Here is a 17,882-nt window from a genome sequence, read left to right on the forward strand (position 1 = left end):
GCACGGCCGGGGAGAAGAGACGGTGGATGCGATGAACGATCGAGACAGCGGCGCGGCTCCGGTCGCGGTTCTCGACATCGGCAAGACCAACGTCAAGCTGAGCGCGGTCGGGGCCGACGGGACGGTGGCGGAGACGATCAGCGTTCCCAATCCCGTCCTCCCCGGGCCTCCCTGGCGCCACCATGACCTCACGAGGCTGGGCGAATGGGTTTTCGCGACGCTGGCGGCTCTGTCGCGGCGCCATGAACTTGCCGCCGTCGTCGCGGCCGGGCACGGCTCGGGCGGCGTTCTGACCGGTCCCGACCCCGGGGCCGGCGATGGTGCGGCACTGCCTATGGTCGATTACGAGCAGCCGTTGCCGCCGGATATCCGCGACGGCTATATCCCGCTTGCCGGTACGTTTCTCGACCGCGGCAGCGCGACCATGCATGGCGCGACCCATCAGGCCCGCCAGCTCTATTGGATGGAGGAGCGCGAACCGGAAGCTTTCGGGAAAGCGCGCTGGTATCTCGGCCTGCCGCAATATTGGGCCTGGCGGCTTTCCGGCATCGCCGCGTCTGAAGCGAGCTTTCTCGGGGCACAGTCGCATCTCTGGAATGTCGCCGAAAGGCGCTTTTCACCGATCGTCGATGCCCGCGGCTGGGAGCGGCTGATGCCGCCCTTTGCCAATGCCTGGCAGACGCTTGGGCCGATCCGGCCCGAACTCGTCCGCAGGTTCGGACTCCCGGCAGAAATGCGCGTCCTCACGGGCGGCCACGACAGCAGCCTCAATCATTATCGCTATCACGCCGCGGGACTTCGAGATTTCACGGTGATCTCGACGGGTACCTGGATCGTCGGCTTTTCACGAACGACACCGATCGGGCGCCTCGACGAGCACCGGGGCATGACGCTTAACAGCGACGTTTTCGGAAACCGCCTCGGCGGGATTCTGACAATGGGCGGGCGGGAATTCTCCCAAATCGCCGGTTCCAATCCGCCGACGGACGACGCCCCCATCGAGGTCCTCGGGCGTCTGGTTGCGCAGCGGACCATCGCGGTGCCCTCCTTCGGCGACGACGATGGTCTTTTCCCCGGCAGCGCCGGAAGCGGGCGCATCCTTGGACCTGTGGCCGAGACGGCAATGGAGCGCAAGGCCCTGGCGCTCCTCTATTGTGCGCTGCTGACGGTGGAGTGCATCGAGGCGCTTTCCACGGATCGCCTCATCGTGCTCGACGGCAGCTTCCTGCGCGATCCTCTTTATGCGGGCGTGGTTGCGGCATTGCTTCCCGAGCGCCAGGTGCGCTTCAATCTCGACGCCTATGGTGTTGCCGCCGGTGCGGCGCTGCTTGCCGGTCACGAGACGCGTAAGGGGCCGGCGCCGCTTGCCCTCAGCGAGCCCGTCGATCTTGCGCGGCTCAATCCCGAACTTTCCCGCTATGCCGCCGATTGGCGCGCGATCGCCCGCGCAATGCCGGGCAACAGAGATAAATTCCGGAACACGAAAGGAAATCTTCATGGCTGAGACGGACAAGCTGGCACTCCGGCGGGAAATGGTGGATATCTGCCGGCGGATGAATTCGAGCGGCATCAACCAGGGCACGGCCGGCAATCTTTCCGTCCGCACCGATGACGGCTTTCTCATCACGCCGTCCTCCATGCCCTATGACACGATGCAGCCGGACGACCTGGTGGAAATGGGCTTCGACGGCACCTATGTGGGCCACCGCCCGTCATCGGAGTGGCGCTTTCACCGCGACATTCTGCGCGCGCGCACCGATATCGACGTGGTCCTGCATTGCCACTCGATCTACGCGACGACACTCGCCTGCCATCACAAGACCATTCCGAGCTTTCACTACATGACGGGGATTGCCGGCGGGACCACGATCCGCTGCGCCGAATATGCGACCTTCGGAACGCAGGCGCTCTCCGACAACGCGCTTATTGCCCTCAATGACCGTTTGGCCTGCCTGCTCGGGCAGCACGGTCAGATATCGCTCGGCAAAACGCTGGAACAGGCATTGTGGCTTGCAATCGAGGTGGAGACGCTATCGCGGATCTATGTTCAGGCCCTGACGCTCGGGGAGCCGCCCGTACTGCCGGACGACGAAATGGAGCGGGTGATCGCCCAGATGCGGCGTATGAGCTATGGCCAGGCGCCGGACCCGGAGGGAGTGAACGACGTGGCGCGCCCGCGCGTGTCGTGAAGCCGGGCAGGGGGTGGCCACTCTTCGTGGGTGATCTCCCTCGCCCTTCCACCGCGGATCGCCTTCGCCGCCCAATTGCGTTCGAATAGCACCTCGGCAAAGCGGGTAGTCAGCCTTGGTACTCGAACTGTTCGTCGGTATTCGGCCGCCCTCCGGGAGTGAGGTCCAAGAGGGTCCACATCGGCTCGACAGTGCCCAAATGTCGTGGATCCTGCCCCGGCTCGGCCGGCAGGAACAACAGTTCAGAGGCCCAGCTCAGCCTGATCAGCCCGTCCGCGCCTTTGTGAAACACGGTAAGGATCGGCAATTGCTGCCCCTCCGCGTCCTCGCCGTGGTAGTCGCGTTTGAAGCTATTGTTCGCGGCAGAAAGGAGCTTCAGCCTGCGCCAGCCCCGATGAGCCGCAAAGGCTGCAACCTGCTCTATAGGCGCCTTTGCAACAGCCGCGATGTTTACGCCCATACCCTCTACGTGCAGCACCGCTCCCTCCCAGTTGTCGAGTAGGGCAGTACAAGACGGGCACGGCCCGTCTTCGATCGGCAGCTCTGCCATCGGCCCGCTGCTCGGTTTGGGCCGCTTATCGCTGCGATGGCGAGGGAACATATAATGGTAGAGGAGCAAGACATCGGTACCGGGCCGAAACAGCTCGGAGAGTCGCACCTTCGCCGATGTCCCCTTTCCGTCCATGTGGTCGAATTCATAGTCCTCGGGAACGACCCCGCCAGGAGGGAGTGCTCGGATCTCTGCGGCCACGGATTCCATTTCGCGCCTGAGTGCTGCTTCGCGCTGCAGTAGCTTGTCGCGAGCGGTGCGATAACTTGAACTTTCGTTCGGAAACGTTATGCCCATGGGACCACTCCATTGAAGCGATGAGCCGGAGTGTAACACAGCCAGGGAGTCCCGCTCAGCCGGCTGGTCGGTCGCCGAAAGGCCGTCGGCCGCGAGACTGCCGTCAGGACCGTTCAACACCTCTGGCGCACAATTTGCTCAGCTCGTCCTTCTAAGGTCGCGTAGGGATCCAGGAACAGCTCCGCTTGTTTCGCGCAGGCTCTAAAATGACGATAACCACTCCTCGGTGTTCATAACCTTTACTTGAACTGAGAAGCGCTTGCTGAGAAGTTCCAGCGATGCATCGTGCGTTTGATCGGTCGCGCTACATACCGCATCCTTCAGCAGGATAATATTATAGCCGAGATCGATAGCCCCAAGCGTCGCGGCCAGCACGCAGATGTCCGTCTCGCCTCCTGTTACGACCAGTGTGCCTATATCCTGATGAAGCAAGGCGCCATGCAGGCGACCATCCGTCCAGGGCGAATAGGTCCTTTTGTCAAAAATGCGCGCTGGCGGCACCAATCTTTTCAGGTCCGGAACCAGATCCACCAGAACCGGATCAAGTTGGGTGGTCGTCATCATCGGCCATTTCTCGTAGTACGCCCTCCACATGCCTGGCAGTTCCTCAGGAGCGGACGGCGGCACGAAACGCGTGAATATCGTGCGCTCCGGAAACCGGCCTGCAACCTCAACAACCTGGTCGAATACCTTCGGCATCCAGGTAACTTGCCAAGGAGTATCCTCGGCGAACATGCGCTGCATATCTATGCACAGATGCGTCCATTTTTCCGGATTCATTTCCTACGCATCGTCCTTCTTCCGAGAGCGAGCCTGAGAGCGAACATGACGGTAAGAAACTCCAAGAGGGGACTGGAGTTCCAGCTCTTACGGACTGGCCAGGCGCAGTAATGTCCATGAATTGCCCTGCGGCTGCGTTGGCAATCGATGGAAACTGTTAGACTCGAGGAGTTGCCCGGCAGGATCCCGATCCGCAACCGCTAATGGACAGGTGGCTAGATGAGACCGTCACCCACTGGTAACGCCTCAACAACGAATAGTTCAATTCGGACCTCGAGGGGCCGGGCGATCAGAAGGGAAATCCGTCGTCTAAGTGTGTTTTTCGCGACGTGCTTACAGTTTCCGTAGCTACCTCCGATATTTCGCTACATCAAAAGCGAAATATCGGAGGCTCAGGGGTTGGCCAAGCTGCCTCAATGTTGACCTTTGGCCAAGCTTGCGAAAACAGCCGCCGATCAAGAGGGCCAAGCGGAATTCAGAATGATCGAGCAGAAGTTTACTCGCTTGAAATTTGGGTCTCTCAGCGCCAGCACGTCAGACTTGACGTTTCCAAAGGTTGTCTCAGGCTTCTTCTTGATGCCTTCTGCGAAGTGATCGATAATGTTTTCCTTGAAATTCGCTTCACGCGGATGGCAGGCGCAAACGTCATGCCGATGTTCGTGCGAGAACACATGATAGTTGATGCCGAGGACGTCCATCTCCACGCCCGCTGTGACCAGCGCGATCGTCGGACGCATGTGTTCGGGAATGCCGGGTGTGGTGTGGAGCGCGATAGCGGTCCAAACTTCCTCGATATCCCGCTCGGAAACGCCGTAGCTCTTCATGAAATCCCGGGCGGCATTTGCGCCGTCGACCTCAAAGCGTAAATCGGGACTGGAGTAGCGTTCTGTCAGGCCCATATCGTGGAACATGGCGCCCAGATAGAGAAGTTCGGGGTCATATTCGAGACGCAGGCGCTTGCCGGTCAGTGCGCCCCAAAAGAAGACACGGCGGCTATGATTGTAAAGGAGATTGTCCTGCGTATCACGGACCAGTTGGGTCGCGGCGCGAGCGATTTCACTGTCGGGAACGCGGATACCGGCGATGACCTCGGTCATTTCTTAGTCCTCATAGGTGGAGCTCCGCCGTGGCGTGAATAGACACGCAGAAGAGCTCTGGTTGCATTTGGTAAGATCGCGCCCTAAGGGGTTTACGGCTGCAGCGCGATCCTAGGCAGTTGTACGCGCTCGTGGGTCGACGTCGCAACGCGCCGTATTCGCTGGATCAGGACAAGCATACGTCGATTCTCGCCAGAACGATCGCGGAACCATGGCTGTTACGAAGGTTGCTATCGCTATTCACGAGGGTGTCCAGGCTCTCGACGTCGCTGGACCGATCGACGTGTTCGTTGAGGCCAACACCTATATTGCGCCAGAAAATCGCTATGAAACGGTTGTAGTGGCGGCTCATAGAAATCCTTTGCGAGCGTCGAACAACATGTTGATGATAGCGGACCTGGCGTTCGAGGACGTGTCAGGCGATTTGGACATTCTGCTCGTCGCTGGCGGTCCAGCCTTGCCGGACGGAGAGCCCAGTCAACCCTTGGTCGAATGGCTGGCGTTAGCTCCGTCTCTCGCAAGCACCTACGGATCGATCTGTACGGGGGCATTTGCTTTGGGACACGCGGGATTGCTCGACGGGCGGCGCGTCACCACGCATTGGCAAAATGCCGGCGCGCTCGCGGCTATGTTTCCTGCCGCACAGGTTGAATTGGATGCCATCTATGTGCGTGACGGGCGCCTTGTCACATCTGCCGGCGTGACGGCGGGAATTGATCTGGCGCTGGCCCTGGTCCAGGAAAGTCACGGAGCAGAGATTGCACTGGTCGTCGCCAAGCGACTGGTCGTAGTTGCTCAACGGCAAGGGGGGCAATCCCAGTTTAGCCCCTATCTCACCGCACCGAATGATCCCGCATCGCCGATAGCAAGAGTTCAAGATCATGTCATGGAGAATATCCGGGAGCGCCACACGCTTGAATCTCTCGCCGCTCAAGTGGGGATGAGCACCCGCAACTTTGCCCGGCATTTTGTGCAGGCGACCGGCATGACACCCCATGAATTCGTGGAACGCGCACGCATTGACTCAGCCCGCAACCTTCTCGAGGGGAGCGATCGCCAGCTGAAGGCCATCGCCTATGACTGCGGTTTCGGCACCGCCGACAGGATGCGGATCGTGTTCCGCGAGCGCCTCGGCGTGACCCCGGCTCAGTATCGTTCCAGCTTCCGGCGCGCTGAAGTCAGTTAGGGTCGTTCTAAATGCGATTGCGGCCTGTTTTAAGCAGGTGCCTTGGGCTTTAGGAGGTCGGAGAGGCCGACCCGGTGGAGCATCTCAGCGCGAAGTCGGTCCAGCACGGTGAACCCCACATCGGCACCGTCTTCGGCGGGGTCGACGTGCACCCTGAACGGACGCTTGCCGGATGCGGTGCCCACAACCCGAACGATGGCATCGGCAACCAGTGACACATCAGCGTCCGGCGGCACGATCGCTGCGAAAGCCTTCTTGATCTCTTCGCCGAGACCGGCATTCGGGCCAGCCTCATACTCGGCCTGGCGGGCGTGGTCCGACGGTGCGCCGGAATGGGCGAAGTGATTGGTGCCGCTCGTGAAGGCACCGGGCACAATGATCGACGTCTCGATGCCCCAACGCGACAACTCACGTGCGTACTGCACAGCGATGGCATCCATGGCCGCCTTGGCGGCGAAGTAGGGGGCGAGATAAGGCGGCGTGCCTCCTGCCGAGCTTGAACTTGAGATCCAGATGAGAAGCCCGTGCCTTTGCCGGCGCATGTGCGGCAGCACCGCCCGGTTGACGCGTTGGGTGCTCAGTACATTGATATCGTAAAGCTCGGCGAACTGCTCTGGCGTGAATGCTTCGGCAGGTCCGAACACCATGTGGCCGGCATTGTGTACCAAAACGTCAATGCCTCCGACTTCGCCAATGATCTGATTGACGGCCCTGTCTACCGAAACCTGCGACTGGACGTCGAGCCCCAGGGTGCGCAGGTCAACGTCATTGTCCCTAGCGAAGCCGGCTATAGCTTTAACATTGGCCGCGTTGCGGCCGACGATGTCTCGCATCGACGCGTATACCCGGTGGCCGGCGCCAGCGAGGGCCTCGGCGGTCAGGCGCCCGAAGCCGCTCGAGGCCCCGGTGATCAGAATGACTTTCTTCGACATGGTGCGTTCCTCACTTGATGTGCGTTTGTTGGTGCCTTGGGATCCGTATCCCTGGACCCCAGCGTGCCTAGTCGCGGGCGGATCGCGCCGGCACGCCTTGGAGGCTGAGGACGTCAGATGATGCCGCCATTGGAGCGCAGCACTTGGCCGTTCACCCAGGCGCCGTCCGGTCCCGCGAGGAAGGCGACGGTGCCCGCTATGTCCTGCGGAGTGCCGAGCCGTTCGAGCGGGGCGAGCTTCGCAAAGCGGTCCATGACCTCCTCCGACTTGCCCTCTAGAAACAGGTCAGTAGCAGTCGGTCCGGGCGCGACGGCGTTGACTGTGATGTAGCGGCCCCGCAGTTCCTTCGACAGCACGTGTGTCATAGCCTCGACGCCGGCCTTCGCAGCGGCGTAGATGCCGTAGCTCGGGTGCAGCAAGGCGACCTGGCTCGTTGACATATTGATGATGCGACCACCTACGCGCAGGCGTTGCGCCGCCTCGCGCAGGGTGTTGAACGTGCCTTTCAGGTTTACAGCGATGACCTGGTGAAAAACGGCATCATCGGTGTCCGCAATAGTGGTGAGAGGCATGATGCCGGCATTGTTGACCAAGACATCGATACCGCCGAAGGCTTCTTCCGCCGTATCGAACAGGCGCCTGACGGCCGCCGGGTCGCTCACATCGGCTTGCGCCGTTAGCGCCTTGCCGCCAGCCGCCTCGATTTTCCCGGCCACTTCTTCAGCGGCAGCGGCATTGCCGGCGTAGTTGATAACGACCGTGAAGCCGTCATGCGCCAGACGCGCAGCAATTGCCGCGCCGATACCGCGCGACGCGCCGGTGACGATCGCTACTTTGTTCGTTTCCATTTGCTTCTTCCTTCGTGTGGTCCGCCGAAGCGGGTAGGTACTAAGGAAAATATGACACTTCTCGCAACTCGGATAATGATGCATAGTTCGGCAACACTATCCGGATGGACCGAATAATACCCATGGACCGTTTCGATGCTATGCGAGTCTTTGCCCGTGTCGCCGAAAGGCGCAGCTTTACGCTGGCGGCGGAGGACCTTGGATTGCCCCGTTCGACCATTACCGATGCTGTCAAGCAGTTGGAGGGGCGTCTGGGCGTGCGCCTTCTGCAGCGGACCACGCGCGTGGTCCGGACCACCTTGGACGGAGAAGCTTACTATCACCGCTGCGTCAGACTCATCGCCGATCTGGAAGACGCCGAGGCCGGCTTCAGCGGCGCCAGTCCGTCGGGTCTGTTGCGTGTCGATGTTCACGGTACGCAGGCGCGCCATTTCCTGCTGCCTGGCCTCCAGGCTTTTCTTGATCGTTATCCCGATATCCGATTGCACATCAGCGAAACCCACCAGCCGGTGGACATCGTGCGCGAAGGGTATGATTGCATTGTGCGCGCGGGCCATCTCGCAGACTCCTCGCTGATCCGCCGCAAATTGGCCGAGCTGAGGCGCGGCACCTTCGCGAGCCCTGAGTACCTCGCTCGCTTCGGCACGCCCCACGTTCCCGAGGACTTATTTATTGGTCACCGAATGGTGGGGCTCCTCTCTCCCGACACGCCATCGGTTGCGCCCTTTGCATTCATCGTCGCGGGCAAGACGCGCGAGCTGACGCTGCCAACTGTCATCACCGTGACCGGCCCGGAGACGAACGTCGCATCGGCCTGTGCCGGCCTGGGACTCATTCAAGTTCCGCGCTATCGGGTCGCTTCCGAGCTTGCGAGCGGCGCACTCAAAGAAGTGCTAACGGACTTTCCGCCGTCGCCACTGCCAGTGCACGTCCTCTATTCGCACACGCGTCAGCTTTCGCCCCGCTTGCGCGTGTTCATCGATTGGATCACTGAACGATACCGGCTCCGCGAGAGTTGATCTGAACCGGGGAAGGCCACCGGTCTCCCACTGGTTTCTGTCACAGGTGCCCTGCAACGGAGCCTGGCGAGCAACACACCCTCCATTCAATATATCATCTCGGCAATTGAGCGGCCAAAGCATCGACGGCAAGGCGATGTTTGAGCGAGAGGTGCGGCATCCCCTCCAACCGGGATTATCCTTGTCTTCGCAAAAGCCGGGGCCGACGGGCCCACACCGGCGATAGATGACTATCAGGTGCCGCGCCAGATTCTCCACCGTCGCCCTCGCCCCCGGTCTGGAGGCCCCGAATACTTGAAGCTCCGGCGGGCGGCTGAGGCGACGCCAAGGCTGGTTCCAGTTACCTCCGGAACTGCCGCAGCGGCTCAGTCGGGCTATGCAGTAACAAATGGATGGCGTGCCGGCTAACCGAGGATGGCGCGCGCGGGCTGGAGAACCCTTTGCCGCCACATCCGGAACGACAAGGCCGTGGCTCTGTCGCAACAGCCGCATTGGTGAGTGTCCGCCGACGGGCCGACACTCAGACCAAGAGGGAAGCATCATGTCTAAGACCTCCTTCAACATCAATCCGTCGGCCTTTCTGACCACGGCGCTGGGTACAGTCTTCTTGAGCTGCGCGGCGCAGGTGGTCGAGGCAACCCGCCGTCGCCGGCAAACCCGTCGTGCACGCGGGTGCGCGCTGCAGGAAATGCCGGATCACATCCTCAAGGACATCGGCGTGACGCGTTTCGAAATTGAATACCGCGTCGAGTCCGGACAAGCCTGTAAATGGCGCAAGAGAGAGTGAAGCGGCCGCGAGTTTCCCTTTCCAGCGCTTGCTGATCGAACGTTGAACGGACAACAGAAAATAAGCTCGGGATCGTGATCTACGGCCTGTTGAGATTCTGGATACCCGCCGCGTGATGAGGACGAGGAGAGATTGCAGTCCTGCGAAAAGTCCCCTACAGCGCCGCGCGTCTTATAAGGCGCGCAAAGGTCGCGGTAGCACTTTGAGCTGCATGTTTTTGTCCATTGATCGGCTACGATCAATGGACACATGCAGTGACGCACGGCCTTAGTTACATTTCATGTTCATGGAACACCGACATGCTCTAAGCCGTTGGTCCACCGCACTTTCCGGACGGAAAACGGTTACACACTTTTCCTGGAAGTGCTCTAGCTGCGGAGGATGGCCTCCGCCGCTTTTTCCGCAATCATGATGACCGGCGAGTTCGTGTTTCCGGAGACGATGGTGGGCATGATCGAGGCGTCGACGACGCGCAGGCCATCAAGACCATGAACCTTGAGGGAAGGGTCCACCACCGCCATCGGATCGCTGCCCATCCTGCAGGTGCCGACCGGGTGGAAGATCGTCGTCGCAATATCGCCGGCGCGTCGGATGAGCTCATCCTCGCTTTGGAACTCCGCGCCGGGCAGTATTTCCGCCGGCTTGAATCTTGCGATGGCCTTCGTCGCCATGAGATTGCGAGCGTGGCGAATCGCCCGTGCCGCAAGCAGCCGGTCTCCGGCAGTGGACAGATAGTTCGGCCGGATGTCCGGCGCGGCGGATGATTCCGTTGTCGTGACATGCACGCTCCCCCGGCTTTCCGGCCTCAGATTGCAGACCGAGACCGTGACGGCCGGGTATCTGTGGAGCGGCTCTCCCAATCGGTCGGTGCTCAGCGGCTGGACATGGTATTCGAGGTCGGGGGTTGCGACGGAGGGGCTGCTTTTCGCGAATATGCCGAGTTGGCTCGGTGCCATCGACAGCGGACCGGAACGCCTCAGCATGTATTCGAAGCCCATTCCCATGCGGGAAAAAATGCTGTGATAGAGCTGGTTCAGCGTCTTCGCGCCTTCGATCCGGAATACGGTGCGGATCTGAAGATGATCCTGCAGGTTCTCGCCAACCCCGGGGAGGTCGTGGACGACCTGCGCGCCGGCTGCCGAGACGACGTCCGGTCGGCCCACCCCGGAGAGTTCGAGGATTTTCGGCGAGTTGATCGCGCCCGCAGAGAGGATGACCTCGCGCGTGGCGCGCGCCACGTGGATGCGGCCGTCCGACCGGAAGCGCACGCCCTTCGTCCGGCGCCCGTCGAAGATCAGACGCTCGGTCTCGGCGCCCGTCAGCACCCGAAGGTTCGGCCGCTTCATCGCGGGGCGCAGGAACGCCTTGGTCGTGTTCCAGCGCAGGCCGCCGCGCTGGTTCACCTCGAAATAGCCGGATCCCTCGTTGTCGCCGGTGTTGAAATCCTCAGTCTTCGGAATGCCGAGCTCTTCGGCCGCATCGCGAAAGGCATCAAGGATCGGCCAGGACAGACGCTGCCGTTCGACTCGCCATTCCCCGCCGGCGCCATGCAACGGCGACTTGCCGCGGAAGTTGTCCTCGGACTTCAGGAAATAGGGCAGAACATCGTCCCAGCCCCAGCCGGTATTGCCTGCCTGGCGCCAGCCGTCGTAGTCGGCCGCCTGCCCACGCATATAGATCATGCCGTTGATGGAAGAGCAGCCGCCGAGCAGCTTGCCGCGAGGATAGGGGAGGCTGCGGCCGTTGAGACCGGGTTCCGCGGCCGTCCTCATCATCCAGTCGGTGCGCGGATTGCCCATGCAGTAGAGATAGCCGATCGGCACATGCACCCAGTGATAACGGTCGCTGCCGCCGGCTTCGAGCAGCAGGACCCGGTTTTTCGGGTCCGCGGAAAGCCGGTTGGCAAGGACGCAGCCCGCGGAGCCGGCGCCGATGACGATGAAATCGTAACTGCCCGCATCGGCGATCGTCTCGTTCATATCCGCGTTCACGCCGCAACTCCCGCCGTGATGGCCTGCATTGCCGAAAGCCGTCGCCAGATCGGCGTCATGGCGTCCGCGATGTCCCTGTAAAGCGCGTATCGCCGGGCATAATGGGCCTCCAGCGCCCTGTTCGGACGATAGTGCCGCTCGGCTCTCACCATCGCGGCCGCACCCTCGGCGAAGTCGGAGAAAATGCCGACGCCGGTGCCGGCGGCGATTGCCGCCCCCAGTGCGCCCGTCTCACGCGAGCGGGCCACGGAGACCGGGACGCCGAGGACGTCGGCGAATATCTGCGGCCATATGAGACTGCGCGAACCGCCGCCGGAAAGGACCGCCTCGTCGAAGGCCGCACCTGCTTTGCGCATCGTCTCTATGTGCTGGCGGTGACCGAAAGCCACGCCTTCGAGTACCGCGCGCACGAGGTGGCCTTTCGTGTGCCAGCCGGCGATGCCGTAGAACCCGGCGCGCGCGCTGCCGTCCTGCTGGGCGCCGTAGAGATAGGGGTGGTAGATGGGGTCGTCGGAGGCCGGATCGCTCGAGGAGGCGAGCTCGCAGCAGAGGTCGAAGGGCGAGCGCCCATCGGAGCGCACCTCGGAAAAGAACTCCCGCACCAGCCATTCGAGGTTTGCGGCGGAGGTCGCGCTGGACTCGATCGCCAGGTAGCGGTCGCGGTCGAAGGTGGAGGACATGAACACCGGTCCCTGGAGCTCCGGGCTTTCGATGATCACCTGATTGATGCTCCAGGTCCCGGCGATGATGGAAGCTGCCCCGGTGCGGGTGACCCCGGAGCCGATCGCCGAGGCGACCACGTCGAAGAGCCCGCCGACCACCGGCGTTCCGGCGGCAAGTCCCGTCTCGGCCGCGGCCGCTTCGGTGATGCGACCGGCGACGTCGGCGCTTTCCACCAATGGCGGCAGGAGGTCAATCGTTTCTGAGAGCCCGTAAGCTGCCATGAGTTCCGGGTCGTAGTGCCGGCCGGCGACGTTGAGCAATCCGCAGCCGGTCATGTCCGAGACGTCGCTGACGCGCGTGCCCGTCAGCCGGTTGACGATGAAATCCTTGCAGAGAAAGACCGTGCCGATGCTGGCGAAGACCTCCGGCCGATGTCGTTTCAGCCAGGCGAGAAGAGTGGGGGTCTGCGAAGGCCAGGGCCGTTGCTGGCCGATCGGGTAGGTCCGGTCGCCGACACCTTGCGATGTCCACTCTTCGACAAGCGCCGCCGCCCGGGTGTCGAGCGACTGTATGCCGAGAAGCGGACGCCCCTCATGGTCGAGCGCGTAGAGCCCGTTGCCATGGCCGGCGCAGCCGATGGCGGCGATTTCGCCGGCGTCGATCCCGGCCTCATCGACACATGTGCGGATGACCCGGCGGGCATTCTCCCACAGCTCGTCCAGGCTGCGCTCGACATGGCCTGGGAACGGCATCCGGCTGTGCCCTTCCGCAGCGGCCGAAGCGATTTCCTTGCCCTGCCGGTCGAAGATCACCGCCTTGATGACGGTGTTGCCGGCGTCGAGGCCCAAAAGATAGTCTCCCATGCTGAACCCCTCCCAAGGTCCGATATCAGATCAACCTTGACGATACAGCGCGAAGGCCTCTTCGCCGCTCGCATTGTCGTGAACGATCGCCATCAGTCCGCGCACCACGGCATTCGGATTGGAGTGCTGATAGACATTGCGCCCGTAGACCATGCCCATCGCGCCCTGCTTCATCAAGGCCGCCGACTTGTCGAAGACGGCTCTCAGATCCTCCTTGCCGCCGCCCCGAACGAGAACCGGGCAACGCGCCGCTTCCACCACCCGGTGGAATTCGTCCGCATCGGTGGTCGGGTCCGCCTTGACGATATCGGCGCCCATCTCCCGGGCAAGCCGTGTCAGCGTGACGATCTTGTCGGCATCGCCGTCCACCATGTAGCCGCCATGCTCGGTAACCGGCTGCATGACGAGCGGCTCTATCATCAGTGGCATCCCGTATTTGTCGCAATCCGCCCGGACGCGGGCGATGTTCTGCACGCATTGGCGGAAAAGGCTCGGTTCGTCCGGCAGCATGAACAGGTTGACGACGACGCAGGCCGCATCCATGGCCAGCGCCCCGATCAGCGGCTCGGCCTCGTTTTGCAGCACCGCCCACATGTCGCGGTGGCGGACGCGGTTATAGGGATTGCCCATGTCGATGCGCATGACGAGCGCCGGCTTGTCCTTTCCGGGCAGATCCTGCAGCAGATCGGCCTGGCCGTAGTTCATCTGGATCGCGTCGGGCGCCGCCGCGGTGAGTGTCTTCACCACGGACTCCATGTTCTCGAGTCCGCTCAGGAAGGATGGCTCGTTGCAGACGCCGTGATCGATCGCCACGTCGAGGCAGCGTCCGCCGTCGAAAAGGCGGTTCATCCGCACCTTGCTGTTGATGCTCATGCTTTTCTCCTTCGTCGTAGGTTGCGCGGCAGCCTGGGTCGGAGCCACCGCAAAAGATTGCGGTATCAACCCGCCGCGACGGCCTTCGCCAATGGGGGCGGCATTCGGGCTGCAAGGGCTTTCTCGTCGACCCCGTGCCGGTCTCGCAGGAGCGCCAGGCACCGGTTCCGCTCACTCAGGCGGCGCGCCTCGGACCACGCCTTCTCCTCCGTCAGCAGTTCGAGCGCAGCGTCGAGAATGGCGAGCGAGAGCGTGCCCGAAATGGCGAGCGTCGTGCGGCGCAAGAGCAGATCGTCCAGATGCTCGACCGCCTCGTTGCGGATCAGGAACAGAAGTTCCCGCATCGTATGAGCGGCGCCCGGGATCACGGCATCGCTTCCCTGGCCTATGAAAGCCGCCAGCGCCTCGGCCTCCGTTCCGTAGCGGGAGAACAATTCGGCGACGTGCGGCGGTGGCAGGCTGCAACGAGCGGCCAAGGCGGCAATCCAGCTTTCGCGATCGGCCGGAAATCCCCGCCCTCCGCCGATGGCGCGGTCGGCCGTCGAGACGCGGCGTGAAAGGCCGAGGCGTTCCAGCGCCGTATCGGCTGCAAGTTCGCCGAAGGAGCGAAAGGTCGTCCACTTGCCGCCGATCATGCACAGTACCGGCGTGCCGGCGCTCTCGATCGTGGTGCAGAAATGGTCGCGCGGGATGCGGCCGGTGAAAATGTCGCTGCTGGCGGGCAGCGGTCGCACGCCGGAGAACTGGAAGACGATTTCCTCCTGCCCGATCTCGATACCAGGCAAGACGAAGGCCAGCGACTGCAGGATGTAATCGCGCTCCTCTTCCTCGCACTTGACCGTCCCGGGATCGTCGACCCGGATGTCGGTCGAACCGACCAGCACCTTGCCGAAATAGGGAAAGAGGATGCAGATGCGGCCGTCCTCGTTCTCGTAATAGATCATGTGATCGCCGAGTGCGTCGCGCAGATGCATATTGTCGATGATGAGATGCGATCCCTTCGTGCCGCCCATCAGCGGGGTGGAGGGGTGATCCGGCGGCAAGAGCGCGCCATTGGTGATGTCGATCCAACCGCCGGTCGCGTTGACGATCAGACTGGGCTCGATCTCGACGCCGACCCCATCGATGCCGTCGGCGATGATGTATTTGCCGGCCTCGTTTCGGCGAAGGTCGGCATAGTTCAGCGCCGCCGCCTCGCTCGAGGCGGACAGCCCGTCCCGCAACAGCTCCATGCCGATCCGCTCGGGGTGGCTCACCCAGGCATCGTAATAGGTGGCGGAACTGCGTATCTTCGGGTTGAGCGCCGGCCATTTTGCCAGCGTCGCGCGACGGCCGCGGAACCGGTGACGCGGCATCAGCGCCCGCTTGCGCGTCAGCAGGTCGTAGATCGAAAGTCCGGCCTTGATGGCGATGGCCCCGCGGCGGCTCGGCCGGCGGCTCAAGCCGAGAAAGCGAACGATGCCATTGGCAAGCCCGGAGAAAATGTCGAAGACGGGAACCGTCGTCGCAAGTGGCGCCACGAGGTGCGGCGCGTTCCTGAGAAGCCGGTCGCGCTCCACGAGCGACTCTTTCACCAGCGTGAACTCGCCGTTTTCGAGGTAGCGCAGGCCGCCATGCACCATGCGCGACAGCGCAGCACTCGCGCCCGAGCAGTAATCGTGCTTCTCGACGAGCAGGACGCGTAGCCCCTGCAGCGCGAGCTCGCGAAAGACGCTGAGCCCGTTGATGCCGCCGCCGAGGACGCAGACGTCCACCTTCGGGCTCCGGCGGAGCCCGTCCAAAATCTCTGTCCTTGTCATGGGGCGGTCCGTTACCTGTCCATATTCGCCAGATCAGCCGCTATTGCCGCCTCGACCGTCGAGAGGTCCTCCGCGCTGAGCCGGATCGTGCCGGCTCTTGCATTGTCGAGCGCCTGGGCGGGATTGCGCGCGCCGCAAAGCGCGAAGGTGATGCCGGGTTGCGCCAGGGTCCAGGCGATGACGATCTGGGCGATCGATGCCTCGTGCTCTTGCGCGATCGGCCTTATCGCTTCGGCGAAGCGCGTGACCTTCTCCCGGTTTGCGACGGAGAAACGCGGATTGTCCCTGCGCTGGTCGTCACCGGAAAAGACGCGTTCCGGCCCGATCGAGCCGGAGAGAAGGCCCAGAGCGAGAGACGAATAGCTGAGCGTCGCCACGCCGTTTGCCGTCGTGACAGGCAGGAGTTGCGCTTCGATCTCCCGGTCGAGCATGCTGAACCGTTCCTGGATCGCATCGAGACCGCCGATCTTCACATAGATTTCGAGTTCTTCCAGGTTGACATTGCTGGCGCCGATCGCCCGGATCTTGCCGGCGGTGCGCAGGTCCTCGAGCGCCCGCATGGTTTCCTCGATCGGCGTCGTCGGGTCTTGCCAGTGGGTGATGTAGAGGTCGATATAGTCCGTGCCGAGCCGGCTGAGGCTTTGTTCCACCTCGTGGAAGATCGATTCCCGACCGAGATGGCGATGGACGGGCCTGCCGTCCTGGTCGAAGAAGTGATTGCCCTGCCGTGTGTGCCAGACGAGGCCGCATTTCGTTGCGATCACCGCCTTGTCGCGGCGCCCGGAAAGCGCCTTGCCGACGATCTCTTCCGCCCGCCCGAGCCCGTAGGCGGGTGCCGTGTCGATCAGCGTGACGCCTGCATCCAGGGAGGCATGGATGGCGGCGACCGATTCCCGTTCGTCCGTGCCGCCCCACATCCAGCCGCCGATTGCCCAGGTGCCGAGGCCGACCGCTGAGGCTGCGACCCCGGAGCGGCCGATCTCCCGCATGATTTGTTGTCCATTCATGAACGCTCTCCGCCTTCCTTGGCCAGTTCGAGAATGCGCGCTCCCGTCGCCTGATCCGTGACGAGCGTGTCCAGATGATTGCCGCGCATGACGCTTAAGATCGGCCCCGCTTTGCTGGGCCCGCTTGCGACACCGATCTTCGTCGGGATCGAAGCGAATTCGGAGAGCGTCAGCGAAACCAGACGCCGATTGAGCCCGTAGCCGCAGACGCGCCCGCAATCGTCGAGCAGATGCGCCAGCAGTTCGCAGGAGGCGCCGGATTGCTCGATCGCCTCGCGATCGGTGCTGGAGGAGGGGTGCAGGTCGTAATAGCTGGAGTCGTCCGAAAGGATAGAGCCGATGCCGACCACGGCAATCTTCGCGTCGCGCGCCCGCCTGAAGACGTCGGCGACCGAGCGCATGCCGAGCAGCATTTTCCGTTCCGCTTCGCTGTCGGCGAAGAGCGGCGCGTGTATCTGGAAGGAATGCCCGCCGAGCCGGTCCGCCATCAGGGTGGCGACGTGGTTGACGTCGGTATAGTGCTTGCCTTGAACGCAGCCGGTCGCGGGAATGACCTCGATATCGAAGCGGCGCGACGGCTGCAGGCCGGCAACCACGGCGCTCACCCCCTTGCCGCCGGTGATGCAGATCGTGTCCCCGTCGGCGATCTGTTCGAGCATGAGCCGTGCCGCGGCTTCGCCGACCGATTGCAGGGCGATCTGGGGATTGTCCGAGACCGTCGGCACGACGACCGCGCGGCGGATGCCTCCGAGCGCCAGCAGTTGTTCTTCGATTTCCACCAATGGCTCGACCGGCGACTTGATCTTGATCTCGACGAGGCCAAGCTGGCGCCCACGCTTGATGAGGCGGTTGACGGTCGCATGCGAGATGCCGAGCTGATCGGCGATCTGCGCTTGTGTCAAACCCTCCAGGAAGTGCAGCACCAGGGCTTGATGCATCTGCCTGGCGATGACGATTTCTTCGCGCGGGGCGGATTGTGATTTCGGTTTGGCGTTCGCCAT

16 protein-coding genes are annotated in these 17,882 nt (G+C 62.6%); 5 read left to right on the top strand and 11 right to left on the bottom strand.

Features of this window, described 5'->3' with window-relative positions; translation table 11 throughout:
- Positions 1-31 precede the first annotated feature (31 nt).
- Both BHD07_RS23295 and BHD07_RS23300 read left to right on the top strand, forming a co-directional pair.
- Positions 32-1,504, top strand: coding sequence for an FGGY-family carbohydrate kinase (locus BHD07_RS23295; protein ID WP_338283271.1), 1,473 nt, complete (start codon positions 32-34; stop codon positions 1,502-1,504).
- Positions 1,497-2,189: a class II aldolase/adducin family protein gene (locus tag BHD07_RS23300; RefSeq protein WP_338283272.1), complete on the top strand. Its 693-nt coding sequence runs from the start codon at positions 1,497-1,499 to the stop codon at positions 2,187-2,189. The genes BHD07_RS23295 and BHD07_RS23300 overlap by 8 nt, the downstream gene beginning before the upstream one ends.
- 109 nt (positions 2,190-2,298) lie before the next feature.
- On the opposite strand, the gene BHD07_RS23305 is transcribed toward BHD07_RS23300, so the two are convergent.
- The 3 genes from BHD07_RS23305 to BHD07_RS23315 all read right to left on the bottom strand — a co-directional run bounded on the left by BHD07_RS23305 (position 2,299) and on the right by BHD07_RS23315 (position 4,913).
- Positions 2,299-3,036 carry a DUF899 family protein gene (locus BHD07_RS23305; RefSeq protein WP_338283273.1) on the bottom strand — a complete coding sequence of 246 codons (738 nt, stop codon included), beginning with the start codon at positions 3,034-3,036 and terminating at the stop codon, positions 2,299-2,301.
- Between the two features lie 201 nt (positions 3,037-3,237).
- Positions 3,238-3,816, bottom strand: coding sequence for a cysteine hydrolase family protein (locus tag BHD07_RS23310; RefSeq protein ID WP_338283274.1), 579 nt, complete (start codon positions 3,814-3,816; stop codon positions 3,238-3,240).
- A 455-nt stretch (positions 3,817-4,271) separates the two neighbouring features.
- On the bottom strand, positions 4,272-4,913 hold the full coding sequence (locus BHD07_RS23315; RefSeq protein ID WP_018098524.1) for an HD domain-containing protein: 642 nt from the start codon (positions 4,911-4,913) through the stop codon (positions 4,272-4,274).
- 211 nt (positions 4,914-5,124) lie between these two features.
- Here BHD07_RS23315 and BHD07_RS23320 point away from each other — a divergent pair, with 211 nt between their 5' ends.
- Positions 5,125-6,099, top strand: a complete 975-nt coding sequence (locus BHD07_RS23320) for a GlxA family transcriptional regulator (protein ID WP_018098525.1) — start codon at positions 5,125-5,127, stop codon at positions 6,097-6,099.
- A gap of 29 nt (positions 6,100-6,128) precedes the next feature.
- Here BHD07_RS23320 and BHD07_RS23325 read toward each other — a convergent pair whose 3' ends face one another.
- Complete coding sequence (locus BHD07_RS23325) at positions 6,129-7,031, bottom strand: SDR family oxidoreductase (RefSeq protein ID WP_338283275.1); 903 nt, start codon at positions 7,029-7,031, stop codon at positions 6,129-6,131.
- Between the two features lie 113 nt (positions 7,032-7,144).
- Positions 7,145-7,879: an SDR family oxidoreductase gene (locus tag BHD07_RS23330; protein ID WP_338283276.1), complete on the bottom strand. Its 735-nt coding sequence runs from the start codon at positions 7,877-7,879 to the stop codon at positions 7,145-7,147.
- Positions 7,880-8,001: 122 nt separating this feature from the next.
- On the opposite strand from BHD07_RS23330, the gene BHD07_RS23335 reads away from it, so the two are divergent.
- Positions 8,002-8,898, top strand: a complete 897-nt coding sequence (locus BHD07_RS23335; RefSeq protein WP_338283277.1) for a LysR family transcriptional regulator — start codon at positions 8,002-8,004, stop codon at positions 8,896-8,898.
- Positions 8,899-9,439: 541 nt separating this feature from the next.
- On the top strand, positions 9,440-9,685 hold the full coding sequence (locus tag BHD07_RS23340; protein ID WP_338283278.1) for a DUF1127 domain-containing protein: 246 nt from the start codon (positions 9,440-9,442) through the stop codon (positions 9,683-9,685).
- 368 nt (positions 9,686-10,053) lie between these two features.
- On the opposite strand, the gene BHD07_RS23345 is transcribed toward BHD07_RS23340, so the two are convergent.
- The 6 genes from BHD07_RS23345 to BHD07_RS23370 form a co-directional block, all read right to left on the bottom strand.
- On the bottom strand, positions 10,054-11,664 hold the full coding sequence (locus tag BHD07_RS23345; RefSeq protein WP_338283452.1) for a GMC family oxidoreductase: 1,611 nt from the start codon (positions 11,662-11,664) through the stop codon (positions 10,054-10,056).
- Positions 11,665-11,672: 8 nt separating this feature from the next.
- Positions 11,673-13,202 carry an FGGY-family carbohydrate kinase gene (locus BHD07_RS23350; protein ID WP_338283279.1) on the bottom strand — a complete coding sequence of 510 codons (1,530 nt, stop codon included), beginning with the start codon at positions 13,200-13,202 and terminating at the stop codon, positions 11,673-11,675.
- Positions 13,203-13,232: 30 nt separating this feature from the next.
- A complete protein-coding gene (locus BHD07_RS23355; protein WP_338283280.1) occupies positions 13,233-14,075 on the bottom strand; it encodes a class I fructose-bisphosphate aldolase in 843 nt (280 codons plus the stop codon).
- A gap of 65 nt (positions 14,076-14,140) precedes the next feature.
- Positions 14,141-15,874 carry a glycerol-3-phosphate dehydrogenase/oxidase gene (locus BHD07_RS23360; RefSeq protein ID WP_338283282.1) on the bottom strand — a complete coding sequence of 578 codons (1,734 nt, stop codon included), beginning with the start codon at positions 15,872-15,874 and terminating at the stop codon, positions 14,141-14,143.
- Positions 15,875-15,885: 11 nt separating this feature from the next.
- Positions 15,886-16,881: an aldo/keto reductase gene (locus BHD07_RS23365; RefSeq protein WP_338283283.1), complete on the bottom strand. Its 996-nt coding sequence runs from the start codon at positions 16,879-16,881 to the stop codon at positions 15,886-15,888.
- The gene (locus BHD07_RS23370) at positions 16,878-17,882 is read right to left on the bottom strand and encodes a sugar-binding transcriptional regulator (RefSeq protein ID WP_100672297.1); all 1,005 of its coding nucleotides are present in this window, start codon (positions 17,880-17,882) and stop codon (positions 16,878-16,880) included. The genes BHD07_RS23365 and BHD07_RS23370 overlap by 4 nt, the downstream gene beginning before the upstream one ends.

Source organism: Sinorhizobium sp. KGO-5 (assembly GCF_036245905.1).
GTDB lineage: Bacteria > Pseudomonadota > Alphaproteobacteria > Rhizobiales > Rhizobiaceae > Sinorhizobium > Sinorhizobium meliloti_A.

What these genes read in the sequence shown, in the direction of transcription:
- BHD07_RS23295 (WP_338283271.1), top strand. Translation starts at nt 32, where the DNA reads ATGAACGATCGAGACAGCGGCGCGGCTCCGGTCGCGGTTCTCGACATC.
- BHD07_RS23300 (WP_338283272.1), top strand. Translation starts at nt 1,497, where the DNA reads ATGGCTGAGACGGACAAGCTGGCACTCCGGCGGGAAATGGTGGATATC.
- BHD07_RS23305 (WP_338283273.1), bottom strand. Translation starts at nt 3,036, where the DNA reads ATGGGCATAACGTTTCCGAACGAAAGTTCAAGTTATCGCACCGCTCGC.
- BHD07_RS23310 (WP_338283274.1), bottom strand. Translation starts at nt 3,816, where the DNA reads ATGAATCCGGAAAAATGGACGCATCTGTGCATAGATATGCAGCGCATG.
- BHD07_RS23315 (WP_018098524.1), bottom strand. Translation starts at nt 4,913, where the DNA reads ATGACCGAGGTCATCGCCGGTATCCGCGTTCCCGACAGTGAAATCGCT.
- BHD07_RS23320 (WP_018098525.1), top strand. Translation starts at nt 5,125, where the DNA reads ATGGCTGTTACGAAGGTTGCTATCGCTATTCACGAGGGTGTCCAGGCT.
- BHD07_RS23325 (WP_338283275.1), bottom strand. Translation starts at nt 7,031, where the DNA reads ATGTCGAAGAAAGTCATTCTGATCACCGGGGCCTCGAGCGGCTTCGGG.
- BHD07_RS23330 (WP_338283276.1), bottom strand. Translation starts at nt 7,879, where the DNA reads ATGGAAACGAACAAAGTAGCGATCGTCACCGGCGCGTCGCGCGGTATC.
- BHD07_RS23335 (WP_338283277.1), top strand. Translation starts at nt 8,002, where the DNA reads ATGGACCGTTTCGATGCTATGCGAGTCTTTGCCCGTGTCGCCGAAAGG.
- BHD07_RS23340 (WP_338283278.1), top strand. Translation starts at nt 9,440, where the DNA reads ATGTCTAAGACCTCCTTCAACATCAATCCGTCGGCCTTTCTGACCACG.
- BHD07_RS23345 (WP_338283452.1), bottom strand. Translation starts at nt 11,664, where the DNA reads ATGAACGAGACGATCGCCGATGCGGGCAGTTACGATTTCATCGTCATC.
- BHD07_RS23350 (WP_338283279.1), bottom strand. Translation starts at nt 13,202, where the DNA reads ATGGGAGACTATCTTTTGGGCCTCGACGCCGGCAACACCGTCATCAAG.
- BHD07_RS23355 (WP_338283280.1), bottom strand. Translation starts at nt 14,075, where the DNA reads ATGAGCATCAACAGCAAGGTGCGGATGAACCGCCTTTTCGACGGCGGA.
- BHD07_RS23360 (WP_338283282.1), bottom strand. Translation starts at nt 15,874, where the DNA reads ATGACAAGGACAGAGATTTTGGACGGGCTCCGCCGGAGCCCGAAGGTG.
- BHD07_RS23365 (WP_338283283.1), bottom strand. Translation starts at nt 16,881, where the DNA reads ATGAATGGACAACAAATCATGCGGGAGATCGGCCGCTCCGGGGTCGCA.
- BHD07_RS23370 (WP_100672297.1), bottom strand. Translation starts at nt 17,882, where the DNA reads ATGGCGAACGCCAAACCGAAATCACAATCCGCCCCGCGCGAAGAAATC.